This window comes from Alistipes sp. cv1, from assembly GCF_900240235.1.
Taxonomy (GTDB): domain Bacteria; phylum Bacteroidota; class Bacteroidia; order Bacteroidales; family Rikenellaceae; genus Alistipes_A; species Alistipes_A hominis.
In genome coordinates, this window is the sequence record NZ_OEPW01000001.1 from 1 (window position 1) to 17,002 (window position 17,002).

The following is a 17,002-nucleotide window of genomic DNA, read 5'->3' on the forward strand; positions in this document are numbered from 1 at the left end:
AAAAGGTATACGAACTCCCCGGGGCAGTCGTAAGGGCTGTGGACCCTAGAAAACCAAAAGGGAATACTTACGGAACATTACTCGACACTGCTGCGCTCGCTAAATATAAGCCCATGTCCCTGTATAATTACATAATGTTTTTACCCGGTGTCTATAGAGTAGGCGACGGATTATTTATGAGAAGGAAAGGATTGCCGGATGCTTCAGGATCTCTTTGTTTCAACAAGTTTTATCATCCCGTTTTATTATCAGTTAATGGAGGAGGTTGTGCTTTAAGCGATTTAACGAGTTATACTGTCGATGATGTCTTATATATCAATTACGTACAAAAAACTGAAATTACACCGATGTCTGTTGAATTTCCATATCGAGTAGAAATTATTTTAAAAGAAGGGGTTTCAGCAATTAGATCCGAGATAAAAATGTATCGTACCATCGGTTATGCCGAAAGCGTAGAGTTTTACAGTCCGGCATACGATACCCCTGAAAAAGTTGCCGACGAGAAACCCGATATCCGGACGACGCTTTTTTGGAACCCATACCTGGAAATAGAACCAGACGGTACCGCTATAATAGAGTTCTATGCCGATGACAACGAAAATCCTCAATACGATATTACCATAGAAGGAATCAGTCCAGACGGAAAAATATGTAATTACCAGACTATAAGAAAATAAACCATCCGATCCTATTTTAAAGGGAGGATAAATTAATTCATTTATTAACTTATTAAAATTTCACAACTATGAAGAAACGATTGATTCTGACGAGCACTCTGCTGATTGCGAGTGCCGTAACCGCAATGCTGTGGACAGAAAATGGTAATGCGAAAACTGATTTATTAGCGGCTAATGTTGAAGCGCTTTCTTGGGGAGAATACCCTGGCTTGGAGTGTGGGCAACCAAATTTATACCCTAATTCTATGTTAGAAAAAGCTCAAGGCACAATAACAGAAACCAAAGAATGCATAATGGACGGATTTCTAACATATTCAAAAGGAACTTTACAAAATAAAAAATATATAAAAGGTCATTATTATACTATAGTTTACGAAACTACTTACTGTGCCCCTTACCAAGGGTATTGTTGCGATCCGTCTCAAGCTGGCAGTTTAATCATTGATGACGGAGTCTCCCATTAAAATTAACATACTAAGCTGCCGGAACATTCCGGCAGCTTCTTTCCTTATAAACGAATAACTATAACCATGAACTTAAAACACAGAATTTTATATCTTTTATCATCTTTGTTGCTAACCGGTTGTACTTCTGACAACCGACCGATCGTTTACAACGGCGAATATATTTCGAAAGAAAATGTAACTTCGGCAACCATCGAACAACTCGACTCTCTGATCGAATCCTGCGATTTTATCCCGCTCGAAACCGGCGACAGCAGTCTGTTGAGCAATATTATCGACATACAATGCTACGACGACAAATTTTTCGTCACCTCGTCGGTTGTCGGATTTATGCCTGAAATCCTCGTTTTCGATAACCGGGGGAAATACCTGAACCGGATCGGAAGACCGGGACGCGGCCCTGGCGAATACCTTGGACTACAGACCTGGTATGTCGATCCTTATTCTCAAGAAGCAGTTATCGTCGATCAAGCCAAACGGAAAGTTTTCCGTTACGGACTCGACGGCCAATATATACCCGACACAGAAACCGACATGGATTCGACTTTGAATAATGCCAAACGACTTTGCCCCGCCGATTCGAACACCGTGATAGCCTGCTACGGAATCAATCCGATCCGCCGGGATCTGCTCGCCACCTACCCGGCAAACCTGAAAAAACAGAAGCCGTACCGCAAAACCCGACTGACTTGGCATGGCAACAGTTCCTATTCGTCCAATCCGGTCGGCCGCGACGGCGATGCATACCACGTGATGCTGCCGCTGAGCGATACCATCCTTCGATACCGGAACGGCACGTGGGAGCCTTGCTACGTTATCACCTATTTCAACGAAGGGAAAAGTTATAAACCGGGAAAGAAGGAGACCGATTTCGAAGAGATCAGGCAACGGGCCGCCGAACGGAATTTCCGGTATATCCGCGGGCTGGTCGAAAACGACCGGTATATCCTGTTCGAATACCTCGGCGGATCGATTTTGTGGGACAAGCAGGCTAAGCGAGGAACCTACGTAGCCGACGGTTACAATGCGGAACGGCTGAACGGCTTTCCATTCATTCCGCACACGGCTTGCTACGGAGCGGACGACTATTTCGTCTCGGTCATGACTCCGTCGAGTTTTCGCGACAACGCCGAAACCATCTGCAAAAACAACGGAAGACAAAGCGACGAACTGCAACGAATCGCCGCGAAAATCAGCGAAAACGACAATCCCGTACTGATCGTCTACCACCTCAAACGACAGTCTCGATAATAAGACGTAAGACACTGATTATCTACACATAGATTATCCCCCAAAAAAACATCGCGCAACCGGAAACCGAAACTGTTTTCGGACGGGAGATCACGGAACTCGTCAAGCAGCGGTAGCGGCAAGCTTTTTACGCCGCTTGCGCCGCTGCCTGAGGCCGACCGGAACGAACAACGGCAGGAAGAATACCAGCGCGATCACCGAGAACAACATGCCGCCCATCGTGCCGACGGCGAAGGCGAACCAGAATACTTCGGACTCGCCGTCGTAAAGGAACGGAATCAATCCCAGCACCGACGAGAGGATCGTCAGCGAAATGGGAATGATCTTATGATTGTACGCTTTCAGGAAATTGTGCATCGAGACTCCGTTCCCGACCTTGCAGGTCAGATTGTAGTGGTTGATGATATAGATCCCGGCGTTCACGACGGTTCCGCACAGCAGTACGAAAGCGGCGAAACCGCCCTGGTCGAACGTATACCCCGTGATTCCGAACGTCAGAAACACCCCGATAAACGAAATCGGGATCAGCGACAGAATAATCAGCGGTTCGGTCAGCGACTCGAAAAGCACCGCGCAGCAGAAATAGATGATCGTAATCACCAGCAGGATCAGCCAGTACTGACGGTTGGCGCCGGGTCCGCCGCCGCCCCAGTTGTAACTGTCCGTCTCGGCTTTGAAACCGATCGGCAACACTTCGTCGTTGAGACGTTCCACTTCCGTGCGGGTCGTCTTCTCGGCCAGTTCGTACGGCCCGACGAAATCATAGGCAACGATCAGCCGGTACTGCTGGTTATCCTTGTAAATGTCGTTTCCGGTGCGCCGTTTGGCGATATCGCCGAACTCGGAAAACCGCGCGTTCTGCCCGTTCACCCGCAGGTATTCGTTAGACAGACGCCATACGTCGAAACGGTCGCGCTGCGAAGACACCAACGCCACAGGCAGGCTGGACTCCCCGTCGAAATAGGAACCGACGTTCCCGTTGTACAGCTTTTGCCGCATCGAATTGTACAGGCTGTACAGGTCGATACCGTTCAGCGCGATCCGGTCGGGATGGAAGGCGATGTAAAACTCGTTACGCGACAGGTTGTTGCCCCATCTGACCTGCCCGTAAATCCCCGGATCGCCCACGCGCTTGTTTTTCGATATCTGCTTTACGACGTCCTCCGCATAACGGTACAACTGATCGTAATTGTAGCCGGTGAGCGTGATCCGGTGCGACTTATAGCCCGAATAGACGTTATTGTTGAACCCGTTCTGGTCGATCCCGTAGACTCCCCATGTAGCTCCGCCGTAGTTGATGGCCTGGCTGATTACCGTATTTTTCAGGAAAAGAGGAAAACCGGTATGCTCCGCATCTTTCTTAAACGTAACTTCGATCGAACCGTCGTTGTACCCGTAAATACTCGTCTTGAACATGTCGATCTCGTCGAACTGGCTCAGGAAGTTTTCCATCATCTTCATGATATCGTTGAGCTGCTGCACGGTACATCCTTCCGGCATCGCCGCTCGGATGCTCAGCGTCGTCCGCTGCGGCTCCCGGTAATAATTCCCTCCCGACATGTTCTTCATAAAGAACCGCAGACTCCCGCCGAGCGACTTCTCGACGATCGACTTCATGTTTTCCTGATACCATACGCTGCCGATCGTCTTGTTATATGTCTTCGGCCACCACTTGTCTTCTTGATTCGGGTCGGTCTTGATCCGCTCGGGCAGCAGGTGAACCGGCAACCCGAATCCCAAGATCATAACGACGATAAAGATCCATTTATGTCGTTTGCCGAACAGAATGTATCTCCCGTAAATACGGTTGAACCTCAGCAATCGCCTCATCTTCCGCCGGGTGTTTTTACGCTTGCGCGGAGCGATCGGCAGTTTGTCCATCAACGCCGGCACGAAAATCAGCGCCACGACGATCGAGATCATCAGGTTGACGATCATCACGGCCGAGAAATCGACCAGGTTCACCCGCTGCTGCTCGGGAAGAAAAAATACGATGGCGAGCGAACCGACCGTAGTCATCACGGCCGCAAGAATGGCGATAAACGCCTTCCGGTCACGGTAATAGCCGTAATGGTCGATCATGATAATCGAAGTGTCGATGATAATCCCCAACGACACGGTAATTCCCGCCAGCGAGTAGAGGTGAATCTCCAGATTCAGAAAATAATAGAAAATGAACGCGATGAAAATATTCGCCGCCAGCGTTACCACGATGATGAACAGGTAGCGTAATTTCCTGCTGACCAGAAAAACGAACAACAGCAGAATAATCACCGAAAGCACCGTCCGGAACACGATCTTGCGCAACTCGCCCTTGATATAGTCCGACGAATCGTAGCTGAGCGTCGCCGAATATCCGTCAGGGAAAGTTCGTCCCAATTGTTCCATCCGCTCCCTGACTCGTTTGGACAGATCGATCGTGTTGACGTATTTTTCGGGAGTCACCGACAGGTTGATCGTATTCAGTCCGTTGATTCTGAAATAGAAAGCCGGCAACTGCTCTTTGTAGGCCACCGAAGCCAGATCGCCCAACGATACGATCGTACCGTCGATATTTTTGATCGGAATCGACTCGAAATCGACCCGGCTGCCGCCGCTGCCGAGCATCACGGTGATTTCGTTCACTTCCCCCTGCCGGTCTTCTTGGACGATGTTGCCGACGATATCCTGGCGTTCCAACCCCGCACTGATTCCGTTGTGCAGCTCGTCGATCGAAATCCCGAAATTATCCAATTTATCCGGGTCGAAACAAACTTCGACATAGAAAGGCGTAGCTCCTGAAAAACCGATGTTGCCAACCCCTTTGATCCGGGCCAGTTCCTTGACGATGTTCTCTTCGGCATACTGCTGGATCTGCTGACTGGGGACGCCCGCGTTCAACGTGTAGATCAGCACCGGGGAGAGCTGTTCTCCGGACGGGGCGGACGACAGCGAAGGGTAGGAGACGCCCTCGGGTAATTTCGGATAAATTTGCCTCATCAGCGACGCGATCTCGAATCGGAGTACATCGACGTTGACATTTTTTTTGAACGATACGCTGACGCTGCCTCCCTCCCGGTAAGACACCGAGCTGACGTGATCGACCCCTTTGACGGCCGCCAGCACACCTTCGATTTTCGACGTCACCTCGGTTTCGATCACCCGGGCCGACGCCCCGTTCCATCGGAAGTTGACGTTCAGGCTATTCTGCTTCGAGGAAGGCGTATATTGGATATTGAGCAACGGCATGATCCCGGCGCCGATCACGACCATCACGATCATGATCAGAATGACGGAATAGGACGGTATCCGCGAAAAAATATTTCCACCGGAATCCGTCATCGTTTCTTCTTGCTTTTATAAATCGTGTAATAGAACACCGGAACATAGAATACGCTGACCACCGTGCCGACTATCATTCCGCTGATCAGGGTCAACGACAGCGGATACTGCAGGTCGGAACCCATGTCGCCGCGGTACAGGAACGGCAGCACCGCAAGGATCGTCGTCAGACTCGTCATCACGATCGGCTTGATGCGCCGCGAACCGCCCTCCATGATCGCGCGGATCAACGAATATCCGTTCTTACGCAGTTTGTTGATCGTATCGACTTTTAGGATCGAGTCGTTGATCACAACGCCGCACATCACTACGAGTCCGATCAGCGACATTAGGTTGATGCTGGCGCCGAGCAGCCACAGTATCAGCAGGGCGCCGAATATATCCACCAGAATCTCGGACAGGATGATCAGCGGCTGAACCAGCGATTCGAATTGCGCAGCCAGGATAAAAAACAACAGCAGGAAAGCGACGGTCAGCACGACGATCAGTTCGCCGATCATCGTCCGGTTCGAAAAGTAACTCCCCGAGAAACCGACGTCGAAATCGTCATTCTGCTGTACCACGGCGCGGATCGTACTCATCAACTGCGGAATCTGCCGATCCGAAGCGTCGATATTCACCGGATAGAAATCGCCTTCGGTACCGGAGATGATGTTTTTCAAATCGCGGCTTCGGGTCTCGCCGACCAGCATCGAGAGCGGGATGTCGACGCCGGCGCCGTTGGTCACTTTCGTTTCCAGAATATCCGCCGACAATTGCGACCGGTTGCCGCTGACCACCGGGATCGAGAAAGTCCCTTCGTTGATCGTAAAGAGTCGGTTTTGGTTCGTGGCTTTCTTCAGCGCGCTGAAAACCGTGTTGTAATCGATGCCGTACAGTGCCATGACGCGGGGTTTCACCACGAACAACACGTGTTCCTGCCAGACGGCCGGTTCGATATAAATGTCGGGCAAGGCGCGGCTCAGTTCCCCCAGCAGCGCGTTCAGTTTATCCGGATCGGGCGCCCGCCCGTTGGTCGGTTTCAGCCGGGCGACCAGCGGAGGTTCGGTTTCGGAGAAGATCATATCGAAGATATTACCCGCCATTTCGAAATGAAACATCGCGTCCGGATACTGTTCCTTGAGACGCTTTTCAAGCCGCTCTTTGATCTGCGGCAGATGATCCGGACTTTTCGCCCGGACATACACCAACGCTTCAGAAGCGCTCAGCTCGCGGGTATGCGACAAGATGAACTGCTGGATTCCGGTCATTGCCGTACGCTGGGCCGCCAGATCGGCGACTTCGCTCATCAGCGCGTCGGTACGCCGGTCGTTGTCCTCGGGCGAAATCCGGCTGTTCCAGTCGATGCTCATCAGCATGTCGTCCTGGGTCAGCGGCGGCAACTTCTCTTTATCGATCTCGGTATAGACGAACCACAATGCCGGGAAAACGGCGATAAACGAGATCCATACGAATCGCTGGTGTCTGAAAAACCACTTCAGTATCCGCTCGTACCCGCCTCGGAAATCCACGACAGCCAGTTTTTCCAGGTAACGGTTCGTCGGGCGGAAAGGGCTTTTGCGATAAAAAAGATAATAATAGACCGGAATGACGAGCACCGAAACCATCAGCGACGAAAACAGTCCGATCGCAACGGCCATAGCCTGGTCGTAGAATAGCGAGCCGGCGATCCCGCTGAGAAAAATCAACGGCACGAATACCGAGCAGGTCGTCAGCACAGAGCTCAGCATCGGCCCGAAGACTTCGTTCGTAGCGGCCGGCACGGCTTCTTTCAGCGGTTCGCCGCGGTCCCAATGCTGCGAAATGTTGTCGATGACGACGATCGAATTGTCCACCATCATACCGATCCCCAGCACCAATCCCGACAGCGAAACGATATTGATCGTGATACCCAGCAGGTGGAAGAACAGCAACGACACGATCAACGCCAGCGGAATGGTGATCGTCACCAGCACCGGCGTCCGGAAATCCTGCATGAACAGGAAAATGATCAGACAAGCCAGCAGAGCGCCCACGATGATGTCGTTGCGCAGGTTGCCGATCGAATATTCGAGCAACTGCGTCTGGTCCCGGGTAACGGTGAACTGTACGTGCGGATACTCGTTCCGGAAATGCTGCATCAAGCCGTTGATCTCGGCCCGCAGATCGCTCATCTGCGCGTCCGACTGCTTGATGACGGCCATCGAAACCGCATTATGAGAATCGGAACGCACCATGCCCTGCCGCCGTTGCGGATGCTCGATGACCGTCGCCAGATCTTTGAACTGGTACAACCGGTCATGGATATTCAGGTACACGTTCTCAATATCCTTTTTGGAAAGAATGTCCGATTCGAACCGGATGTCGTACTGGTATTCCCCCTCCCGGATGGTCAAATTTCCCAATTTGATGTTGTTGCGTTGCAGGGCGTTTTCGAGCGTTTGCTCGCTGATTCCGAGCGACTCGAGCTTTTTGCGGTCGGGGACGATCAACAGTTCGGGGTAGGAGAGTCCGCTGACGTCCACCATGGCCACCTGCGGGATCTGCTCGATCCGTTTGGCGATCACCTGCCCGGCGAAACGGCTCAATTCCATGAATTTCGGCGAAACGGGAAACAGCTCGCGCGACGATGCGACGACGCCGTCATCGTCCTCGTCGGTTAGGCTCATGTTGATGAAGAAAGCCGGAATATCCGTCGCGCTCGCTTTGACCACCTTCGGGCGTTCCATGTCGCGGGGCAACGAACTCATCGCCCGGTCGATCTTTTCGTTGGTCTCGATGAACAGGTAATTGATGTCCGAACCGGGGTCGAACTGCATGAAAATCGTTCCCGTCCCATTCCTGGCTTCGGTCGTGATGTCCCGCAGGTGCGAAACCTGCATCAATTGGTTTTTCAACGGTTTAACGATCGTCGCATCCAATTCGCGGGCCGAAGCGTTATCGTCGACCACCCGCACCGTGATCTGCGGTATCTGAATATCCGGCATCAGCGAAACGGGCAACATACCGATCGAAACGAAACCGAGCACGAGGACGGCAATCAAGGTCATCGTGACGGCGACCGGGCGTTCTATCAGGCGTTTGATCATAAAAAAATCATTTTAAACGGACGAACATCGACACGAATGCGCTTCCGTCCTGTTTCTCAGCCGAACCACCGCCGGCGGGAAACGAAATTCAACCTACGGTTTGCGTACTTCCACCTGGGAACCGTCCGCCAGGTTCAGATTACCCGAAGTAATGATCACATCCCCAGCATTCAGTTCGGCGCCCTTGTCCAGGTTCGGGGCGACCACGTGCGAATCGCTGTTCGACATCACCACGTTCACATAAGTCCACATCGCTTTGTTCTCCGGCCCCAGGCGAAACAGCACCTCCTGGTTGTCCCGGATCACCACGGCGCTTTTCGGTACGGCCAACTGTCCCCGCACCAGATTCTCGACCAGCACCGTAACGTTCATCCCTTCGAGCAACTTCCCGTCCGTATTGTTCACCTTGGCCCGCACGTTGATCTGTCCTTTGTCGTCTACCAGCGGATTGATCTGCGTTACGACGCCGTCGTAATAGTGATCCGGCCGGTTGAACGACGCCGTTTTCACAGTCTGCCCGACAGCCACGAAGCCAACCTCCGATTCCAGCAGGTTGAAATCGACGTCGAACGTCCGGTCGTCGATCAGCGTACAGAACGGATCGTTCGGCTTTTCGTAAACTTTCGACTGCAGGTTCGCTATCTTCCCCGCAAAAGGAGCTTTCAGGGTTGTATTCATCAGGTCGATCTCGGCCTGTTTCAGGCTGTTGACGGCTGAGGCATACCCCGAACGGATATCGGCTACACGACGGCGCTCTTTCGGCACGTCGGTCGTGTCCGAGTACCCGAAGCTGATCAACGCGTCGACCCGGTCGATCTCGGCCTTATCGAGCGTCTGATGCGCCTGTTCGAGTCGCAACTGCGCCGAACGCGGATCGAGTCGGGCGATCACCTCGCCCTGCCGCACGGACTGTCCGTTCGCAACGCAGACTTCGGAAATATCTCCGGCCGTCGCGAAACGAAGCACGCTCTTGGTCACGGCCCGCAACTTCCCGTTGCCGACGATTTGTTTATTGAAATTCCGCGGCCGCAGCACGACCGTATCGACGACATTCCGTTCGGCCACGTATTCGGCCTTGGCCGCTTCCGAATCTTCCCGTTTCTTCTCTTTGTCGTGCCCGCACCCCCAAAGGATCGCCGCCACGCAAAGCGGCAAAAAATAAAGTTTCATTATCAACTCCGATTTAAAATCTTTACTGTGAATTTCCCCGTCCGTTATTTCCCGACGATCTTATCGAACTCGGCCGATATGTTCGTCCTGCTGATATAATCGAACAGGGTCAGCCTGCGTATATTATAGTAATACGACCAGTAATTGTTCAGTTCCTGAATGTAACGGTTCGCCGCTTCGTCCTTTTCGCTCTGAGCCGTATTGAGGTCGGTCACGTCGGCCGTTCCGTTGATAAAACGCTCCATCACCATTTCGTAACGCTGTTCGGCCACGCTGTCGGCCATGGCCGATATTTTACACTGTCGGATCTGGTTGTTGAACTGCACCACTTTGATCATAATATCCTGGCGGTGCTCCGTGTCTTCCTGATTGGTCTGGGTGCGTACCACATTTTCACGCGATTTGGCGGTTTTGACCCGTCCTTTACCCAGCCCCCAATCCATAATCGGCAGGCTCAGACCCAGACTAATAATCTCCTGATCCATCGGATTTTTGTAAGCATATTTAAAGCTTTCATTCTGCTGAGTCAGTCCGAACTGGGCGCTGAGCGTGGCCGAAAGTCCCCGGTTCGCCTTGGCTTCGGCGACGGACTGTTCGGCGTACAACACGGAAAGTTCCTGACTGAGTCCGAAAGAAGAATTGGCATAGGAGAGATCGACCACCTCGCTTACATTCAGCGCGAGTTCGGGAATCGAATCGGGCAGCACCAGCTCCAGTTGCACGCTTTCGTTGTATCCGAGGTACGATTTCAGTTTCAACTGGTTCATATCCAGATTCAACTGACTCTGATTGATCGACAGGCCGTCGTTCAGCAGCCGTAGTTCGAGCTGCAGCAATTCGCTCTTGGTCACTTTCCCAAGTTCGAAACGTTCCTTGGCAATCCGGTAAAGCGTTTCGGTATTCTGATAATTTTTCTGGGCCCTTTCGAGGTTCCGCTGCGACAACAGCGCATTGAAAAACAGCGAAGTAGCCGTAACGGTAATATCCTCCATCGTTTCGAGGTAACTCCGCTTGGCCTTTTCGTACTCTTTCGGTTGGGTCTTCTTCTGCCATTTCAGCGAATTGAAAGCCCGCAACGGCTGAATGTAAGTGATATTGATCGGCTGCGAATTATATGTTATGTTCCGTTCCGGCGCATACTGATCCAGCCGGTTCAACTGTGTGAATACGGATACTTTACCTCCCGTCAACGCGATATTCTGATCCAGCGAAAGCGTCAGGTTGTTGCGCATGTTGTTGTTCTCGACGTATTTGATATTTCCCGTCTCGGAATTCTGAAGCGCCATCAGCGACCGGTTGAAATTGCCCAGCGTCGCCCCCAGGTTCAGCGACGGCAGAAACTGCGCTTTATAAGAACGGTACGCCCAGTAGTTCCCCAGAAAATTATGTTTGGCCACCAATGCGCTGGGCGATTGTTCGTGCGCGGTATAAATAACGTCGGTCAGGGTCATTTTGCGGTTCAGGCTCTGAGCATACCCTTCCGTCGAAAATAACACCCCGACAACGATCAACAACGAAATCGTGTTTCTTTTCATAAAAATCATACGGTCTTGGATCGGCAGTCCGCCGCTTTCTTGTAAAAGTACAAAAAAAGGAATCCGAAAATCCCTTCCTTTGTTACTTTTTTGATCTTTTTTTGTCAGTTTCAACGTTTTTTCGTGCAAACCGGCAGGATCATTGCTAATAATTTATTGTTTAAGTCGACCTGCTTAGTCGTGCTTGGCCTGTTCCCGGATCTCCTTTTTATAAAGCTCCCACAGCCGCTCGTTTCCGATCGGATTGCCGACCAAAACCACCCGGTTCTGCCGGTCGAGCAAGAAAGTATGATACATTTCCCCGGACGGAATGCGGGGATTCCGTTTTAAAAACAAACCTCCGCTATCGAGAAATACCGGATAATCCAACTGGGCCGCTTTCAGCGAAGTAATAAGCTGGGATTCGGTTCCCCGTTTGGGCGAAAATATAAATATCGCATTGAACTTATGCTTCAGTCCGATCGATGTGGCGATCACTTCCTGCCATTCGTACATCCTGTTGATCCGGCAGGAAGAGCAGACCACCGAATCGTAAAATACCACCAGCTTCGTTTCGGCGCCCATAAAGTCGGTCAGCGTGGTGTCCCGGCCGTTCACCGTACTCCGCAGGCTGTCGGGCAGCACGATTTGCTGCCCGGTAAATTCCTTCAATTCCTTTTTGATCCGCGCCGTTTTGCAGGAAACGACCGCAAAGCAGCTTAACAGGATAACCAAAATACGTTTTACCATCATAACATGCTATCAATAAGTTCTAAAATCAAAGCGCTTTCATCAGCCGGTTCCACCGCAACTTCCCGGTCGCTTTGTCCCGCGAATAGGCGATCCGCGTAGCGACGCCGACGATAAACTTTTCCGGAATGAATCCGAAATAACGCGAATCCTGCGAGTTGGCCACATTGTCGCCGCCCATGAAATAATAATTTTCCGTGAACGTATATTCATCGACGGGAAAGTCGCCGAGATACAGAACGCTGTCGCGCACTTCAAGGCGCTTCCCCGTCTCGTATCCGACCGCCAGCCGGTACAGCACATGATTCCGGGCATCCAGCCGGATGCGATCCCCCTTGCGGGGAATATACAGCGGCCCGAAATTCTTCGTCGTCCAGCCGTACTTCTCGTCGAACGGAGCCGACCGTAGGATGACCGGATCGATCAGGGAGTCGGGCGTGGCCGAGAAAGCCGCTTCGTTGTCATAATACCCCAGCGTATCGCGACAGGCCGGGTTACGGTAAAAGCCGTTCACGACAGAGAGCGTATCGCCCGGCAGACCGAGACAGCGTTTGGCAAAGACCCGGTTGATCCGAAACTCGATCTTTTGCCAGTCGTCGTTCCCGAACGGGAAATTGAAAACGACGACGTCGTTGTGCCTGATTTTCCTGAATCCGGGAATCCGGAACGTTTCGAGCGAATCGCCTTGGAGAAACTTTAGGTTTTTATAAATTCGCGCGCCGAAAACCAGCTTATTGACCAGAATCTGATCGCCGGGAATGATCGTCGGAGTCATCGACGTCGTCGAAACCGGATATTTGTCGCACACGAAAACGCGTGTGCCGAAATAGAGCAGCACCAACCCGAAAAACGCCAATACGCACACGGAAACCGCATTGACGGCCTTCGCTATCTTTTGTTTATTTAACATCATCTTTTACATTCTCGCATCCCGAACTGCCGACCGTTTTTGACGCACACCCGATCGGGTTCCTTTAAAAACGCATTCCGCACCATCGTTCAGGATCATTAAAACAATTTTTTGTTATTCGAAATTAATACATTCCGACCGATACTCCATGCCGTCCGGACTATTTTCCATACATTTCGGACGAAACGGACGAATCCGTCTCCGAAAGCTCCCGATTTTGCAGCCGCCGGATTTCCCCCTTCATCTCCCGCACAGCCGTGGAGGGAACCTTGGGGTCGAACGACAACACCCGGTCGGCCATTTCGCGGGCTTTATCGTCCTGCCCCGTCTCGAAATAGAGCTTTGCCAGCAGGTACAACGGATACAAACGGTTCGGTAGCCGACGGTAGGCCTTCTGGTAATACCGTTCGGCGGCAACGACATCTCCCCGCGCCTTGCTGTTATTTCCCATCACGTTCCAGAACATCGGATCGCCGCTGAAACGCGCGCCCCGGCGCAGCGCCCAATCGCTCAGAAAATAGCGTTCCGACTTATTCAGCGCATGCCCGTATTCGAACAGGAAACGGGGCTCGTCGCAAAGTTCCGGATACAGTTCTTCGTACTCCCCCGCAACGAACCGGTAATCCTGCAACTGATAGGCCCCTTGCAACAGCTTCCAATCCTGCAAAGCCCGGTATCGCTTTTCCGCTCCGGATACGGCGCAGCACGACCACGCGAACGTGCCCGAAAGCAGCGCGACGGAGACGACCGCCGGAAATCGTCTTCCCGAACGACCATCGTCCTGAGCCGCCGCGATAAAAAACACAAGCAAAATACAGAAGGGGAGCAGATTCAGCGGATAAGAAGCCAACGAAACGATCATCAGGCTCGTCAAGCCGTACAGCAACCCGTCCCGCCGGCGCGCCAATCCCCGGAAAGACAAAACGACCACCGACAGAAACAGCAAGGCTCCGGCCGCTCCCGTTTCGACCGTAATCTGCAAAAAATCGTTGAAAGCATAATCCGGAGCCCCGGCTACGCGCACCTGATCTTCAGTCATCGCCCCGGAAACGAAGCTGGCTTCTTGCGCATTCCCGTACGCCCCGGCAAAGCAGCCCGTTCCCACGCCGAATGCGGGATTTTCACGGATCAACTGCGCCGACACGTTCCAGATCAGCCACCGGCCGCCGGCCGAATCCTTTTTGTACCGGTACAACCCGACCAGCGACACGACGACCAGAACGAGCACGGCCGAACCAATCGTTGCAAACAGAAACTTCCTGCGTCGGTAAAACTTTCGGATATATGCCGGCGCGGGCGTCTCGCGGCATACCGCAACCAAACCGCTCCCCAGCACCGCCAGCCACGCAATCCGCCCCCGGGTCGCCGGCAAGACAACCAGAGCCAGCAGCAAGAAAAGCCAGGATGCGTAATAGATCAGCGTATCCGGATTCGACAACCGTACGAATCTCGCGCGCCCTTTCGACGCCGACAGAACGGCCGGAACGGCACGCAGAGTCAGCACGTAATAAAACGCCACGGGAACGATCACGGCGAGGTAGTTGGAGTAGGGGCCCGGATTGAAAAACGATCCGGTCATGCCGAACAGCGAATGATTCGACGAAGCCATTCCGTACAACTGCATCAATCCGGTAACAGCCTCGGCAATCCCGGTCGATAGCAACGCCAGCACCAATACGGGCACGACCCCGCGGGACAGCGAAAACACGATCCGCAGGTTCAGGTAAAGGCATCCCAGCGCTACCGGTACAGCCCATGCGTACTCCGTCCGGGAACCGGAACGAAAAACGACGTACGCCAGCAGCACGCACGCCAGAAGATCCGCGACCGTCCACCGTACCCGTTTCTCCCGGGCCATACAAAACCATAACAGGACAAAAAAAGTCAGACACGGCATCAGCCAAAAGAGCGCCTGTTCTTTTTCGGCGACCGCGATCAACGGCGTATCTTTCCGCACCCGGAATACGATGAAAAAGACAGCGACCGACAACAAAACCGTCGTCGTTTTCACCAGAAAAACCGCCAAATCGCGCACCCGCATAACTTCCGTCCGTTCGATATGTTTATAAACAAGCTATGATTCAGGCGGATAAAGTTATAAAAAATTCCGTCCAACGAAGAACGTCTTTCGATTTTAATTTCGAAACAAGTATATTTATGGCCACAATTCCCGGCAGGATTCCCTAAAAACCGATTACGCCTATGAATACGAACCTGAAAACCGTTCTCGAAACAGCGATCGGCGACCCGATAACGAGCGCCGTCTCCGGCACCGGAAAGATCCGTACGAAATCGGGCGCGGAATACTTTCTCAAAAGCGGCGCGCCCTCCGAAAGCTATGTATGCGAAGCCGAAGGACTGAAAGAATTGTCGGAAACCGGAATCTTCCGCACCCCGAAAGTCCTGTCCGTCGGAACGGATCACCTGCTGACCGAATACGTCCCGAACAGCGCCGGCGGAAACGATTTTTTCGAAGATTTCGGGCGCAGACTGGCCCGGCTGCACCGTCGCCGGACGGCATATTTCGGATTCCGGCGGAACAACTACATCGGACTCAATCCGCAGATCAATCTTCCGCACGGCGCCGAACGGTCGAATTGGACCGCATTTTACCTGAACAAACGCCTGCGCTACCAGTACGAGCTGGCCGAACGGAACGGCTATGCCACGACCGGACTCCGCAGAAATTTCGCCCGGTTGGAATCGAAAATCGCGGATATCTTGCAGGGCTGCGAGGAGCCGCCGTGCCTGCTCCACGGCGATCTGTGGGCGGGTAATTTCCTATGCGACGCCGTTTCCGGCGAGGTCGTGCTGATCGATCCGGCCGTTTATTACGGACACCGCGAAGCCGATCTGGCGATGACGCGGCTGTTCGGCGGTTTCCCTCCGGCCTTTTACCGGGCCTATGAGCAGGAATATCCGTTGAAACCCCGCTGGGAGTACCGCGAAGGGATCTACCGGCTATACCATCTGTTGAACCACCTGAACCTTTTCGGCAGCTCCTACCTTCCGGAAGCGAACCGCATCCTGGAAAAATACGCATCCGATTAAAACAGAGGAGCATCCGAACCGTACGGCCCGACTACATGCCCTTTTTAACGCCTTTGCGGATCAGCCATACGTTCATCGGCAGAGCTGCCAAAAAACCGACGAACATGGCCGTCTGCATCATAAACCAGAACGTCCACGACATTTTCGACAATCCGGTTTCCCGGAACAGCACCCAGATAACGACGGCCATCCACGCGTACATGCCGGCCTGCCACGCGGTCAACGACAGAAAATCGGCCTTCAGCGCATGGACGACCGCCTGCTTTCTCGGCAGCATTTGCATACTCCGGATTGCCGCGTACTGAAAATAAACCCCGATACAGAGCGCCAACGCATAATCCAGCGCCCAACCGCCGACAACCGCGCTGCCGCCGATCGCGACCGGCACGAAATACAGAAAGCTTTCCCCGATCAGGTCGGCTAACGTACATCCGGCGCCGCAGTGCAGCGTCGACAGCACGACGGACTGCCACTTCGGACGGTCGCGGCCCATATCCATCGGCATGCGCGTCTCCGCTTTATTTCCCATCGGCATCGAACCGGCATCCGGCGCCTCCATCCGCATCGGAGCGGCCACCGGCGCGGAGCGTTTCGCGCGCCCGAACCGGAAATAAGCCCACAAGGCGATAAACCCGCCCCAGAGCCCGGTCAGTATCCACACGCTGTTCATTATCTTCATGGACTGCTTCCGGCTATGGAGATCCGATGCGATCACGAGGGCCGAAACGATGCCCGAGCATACGAAAAATACGGCGATTGTATTCATACCAAACAGGTTAAATTGTTACGAAGATCCGTAACAATTAACATACCAACGCGGGGAAAC

Annotated in this window: 11 protein-coding genes and 1 pseudogene; 4 read left to right on the plus strand and 8 right to left on the minus strand. The window is 52.8% G+C overall.

The features are described 5' to 3' along the window. From C1A08_RS13175 to C1A08_RS00010, 3 genes and pseudogenes are all read left to right on the plus strand, one after another. Positions 1 to 677: pseudogene (locus C1A08_RS13175) on the plus strand (hypothetical protein); the annotation flags it as partial. Positions 678 to 745: 68 nt separating this feature from the next. Next, positions 746 to 1,141 (plus strand): hypothetical protein, encoded by a 396-nt coding sequence (locus C1A08_RS13005; RefSeq protein ID WP_145996479.1) that lies wholly within the window; start codon positions 746 to 748, stop codon positions 1,139 to 1,141. 105 nt (positions 1,142 to 1,246) lie between these two features. Further along, on the plus strand, positions 1,247 to 2,392 hold the full coding sequence (locus C1A08_RS00010) for a 6-bladed beta-propeller (RefSeq protein ID WP_180951494.1): 1,146 nt from the start codon (positions 1,247 to 1,249) through the stop codon (positions 2,390 to 2,392). A 102-nt stretch (positions 2,393 to 2,494) separates the two neighbouring features. Here the strand turns inward: C1A08_RS00010 and C1A08_RS00015 are convergent, their stop codons facing one another. The 7 genes from C1A08_RS00015 to C1A08_RS00045 form a co-directional block, all read right to left on the minus strand. Beyond that, the gene (locus tag C1A08_RS00015; protein ID WP_101570508.1) at positions 2,495 to 5,713 is read right to left on the minus strand and encodes an efflux RND transporter permease subunit; all 3,219 of its coding nucleotides are present in this window, start codon (positions 5,711 to 5,713) and stop codon (positions 2,495 to 2,497) included. After that, on the minus strand, positions 5,710 to 8,781 hold the full coding sequence (locus tag C1A08_RS00020) for an efflux RND transporter permease subunit (RefSeq protein WP_101570510.1): 3,072 nt from the start codon (positions 8,779 to 8,781) through the stop codon (positions 5,710 to 5,712). Before C1A08_RS00020 ends, C1A08_RS00015 begins: the two co-directional genes overlap by 4 nt. A 93-nt stretch (positions 8,782 to 8,874) precedes the next feature. Then, entirely contained in the window at positions 8,875 to 9,951 is a 1,077-nt protein-coding gene (locus C1A08_RS00025) for an efflux RND transporter periplasmic adaptor subunit (protein ID WP_101570512.1), read from the minus strand. 44 nt (positions 9,952 to 9,995) lie between these two features. Then, positions 9,996 to 11,486 carry a TolC family protein gene (locus tag C1A08_RS00030; RefSeq protein ID WP_180951495.1) on the minus strand — a complete coding sequence of 497 codons (1,491 nt, stop codon included), beginning with the start codon at positions 11,484 to 11,486 and terminating at the stop codon, positions 9,996 to 9,998. 174 nt (positions 11,487 to 11,660) lie between these two features. Continuing rightward, positions 11,661 to 12,218 (minus strand): hypothetical protein, encoded by a 558-nt coding sequence (locus tag C1A08_RS00035; protein WP_101570516.1) that lies wholly within the window; start codon positions 12,216 to 12,218, stop codon positions 11,661 to 11,663. A 25-nt stretch (positions 12,219 to 12,243) separates the two neighbouring features. After that, complete coding sequence (gene lepB, locus C1A08_RS00040; RefSeq protein WP_055204481.1) at positions 12,244 to 13,128, minus strand: signal peptidase I; 885 nt, start codon at positions 13,126 to 13,128, stop codon at positions 12,244 to 12,246. A gap of 157 nt (positions 13,129 to 13,285) precedes the next feature. Next, the gene (locus C1A08_RS00045) at positions 13,286 to 15,166 is read right to left on the minus strand and encodes an O-antigen ligase family protein (RefSeq protein ID WP_101570518.1); all 1,881 of its coding nucleotides are present in this window, start codon (positions 15,164 to 15,166) and stop codon (positions 13,286 to 13,288) included. 161 nt (positions 15,167 to 15,327) lie between these two features. Between C1A08_RS00045 and C1A08_RS00050 the strand changes: the two genes are divergently transcribed. After that, positions 15,328 to 16,176, plus strand: coding sequence for a fructosamine kinase family protein (locus C1A08_RS00050; protein WP_101570520.1), 849 nt, complete (start codon positions 15,328 to 15,330; stop codon positions 16,174 to 16,176). 31 nt (positions 16,177 to 16,207) lie between these two features. Here the strand turns inward: C1A08_RS00050 and C1A08_RS00055 are convergent, their stop codons facing one another. Continuing rightward, positions 16,208 to 16,942 carry a DUF4396 domain-containing protein gene (locus C1A08_RS00055; protein ID WP_101570522.1) on the minus strand — a complete coding sequence of 245 codons (735 nt, stop codon included), beginning with the start codon at positions 16,940 to 16,942 and terminating at the stop codon, positions 16,208 to 16,210. Between the last annotated feature and the right edge of the window lie 60 nt (positions 16,943 to 17,002).

Bases quoted from the DNA above. Each gene is read 5' to 3' on its own strand.
- C1A08_RS00050 (WP_101570520.1), top strand. From the start codon at position 15,328: ATGAATACGAACCTGAAAACCGTTCTCGAAACAGCGATCGGCGACCCG.
- C1A08_RS00055 (WP_101570522.1), bottom strand. From the start codon at position 16,942: ATGAATACAATCGCCGTATTTTTCGTATGCTCGGGCATCGTTTCGGCC.
- C1A08_RS00015 (WP_101570508.1), bottom strand. From the start codon at position 5,713: ATGACGGATTCCGGTGGAAATATTTTTTCGCGGATACCGTCCTATTCC.
- C1A08_RS00025 (WP_101570512.1), bottom strand. From the start codon at position 9,951: ATGAAACTTTATTTTTTGCCGCTTTGCGTGGCGGCGATCCTTTGGGGG.
- lepB (WP_055204481.1), bottom strand. From the start codon at position 13,128: ATGATGTTAAATAAACAAAAGATAGCGAAGGCCGTCAATGCGGTTTCC.
- C1A08_RS00030 (WP_180951495.1), bottom strand. From the start codon at position 11,486: ATGAAAAGAAACACGATTTCGTTGTTGATCGTTGTCGGGGTGTTATTT.
- C1A08_RS00035 (WP_101570516.1), bottom strand. From the start codon at position 12,218: ATGATGGTAAAACGTATTTTGGTTATCCTGTTAAGCTGCTTTGCGGTC.
- C1A08_RS00045 (WP_101570518.1), bottom strand. From the start codon at position 15,166: ATGCGGGTGCGCGATTTGGCGGTTTTTCTGGTGAAAACGACGACGGTT.
- C1A08_RS00020 (WP_101570510.1), bottom strand. From the start codon at position 8,781: ATGATCAAACGCCTGATAGAACGCCCGGTCGCCGTCACGATGACCTTG.
- C1A08_RS13005 (WP_145996479.1), top strand. From the start codon at position 746: ATGAAGAAACGATTGATTCTGACGAGCACTCTGCTGATTGCGAGTGCC.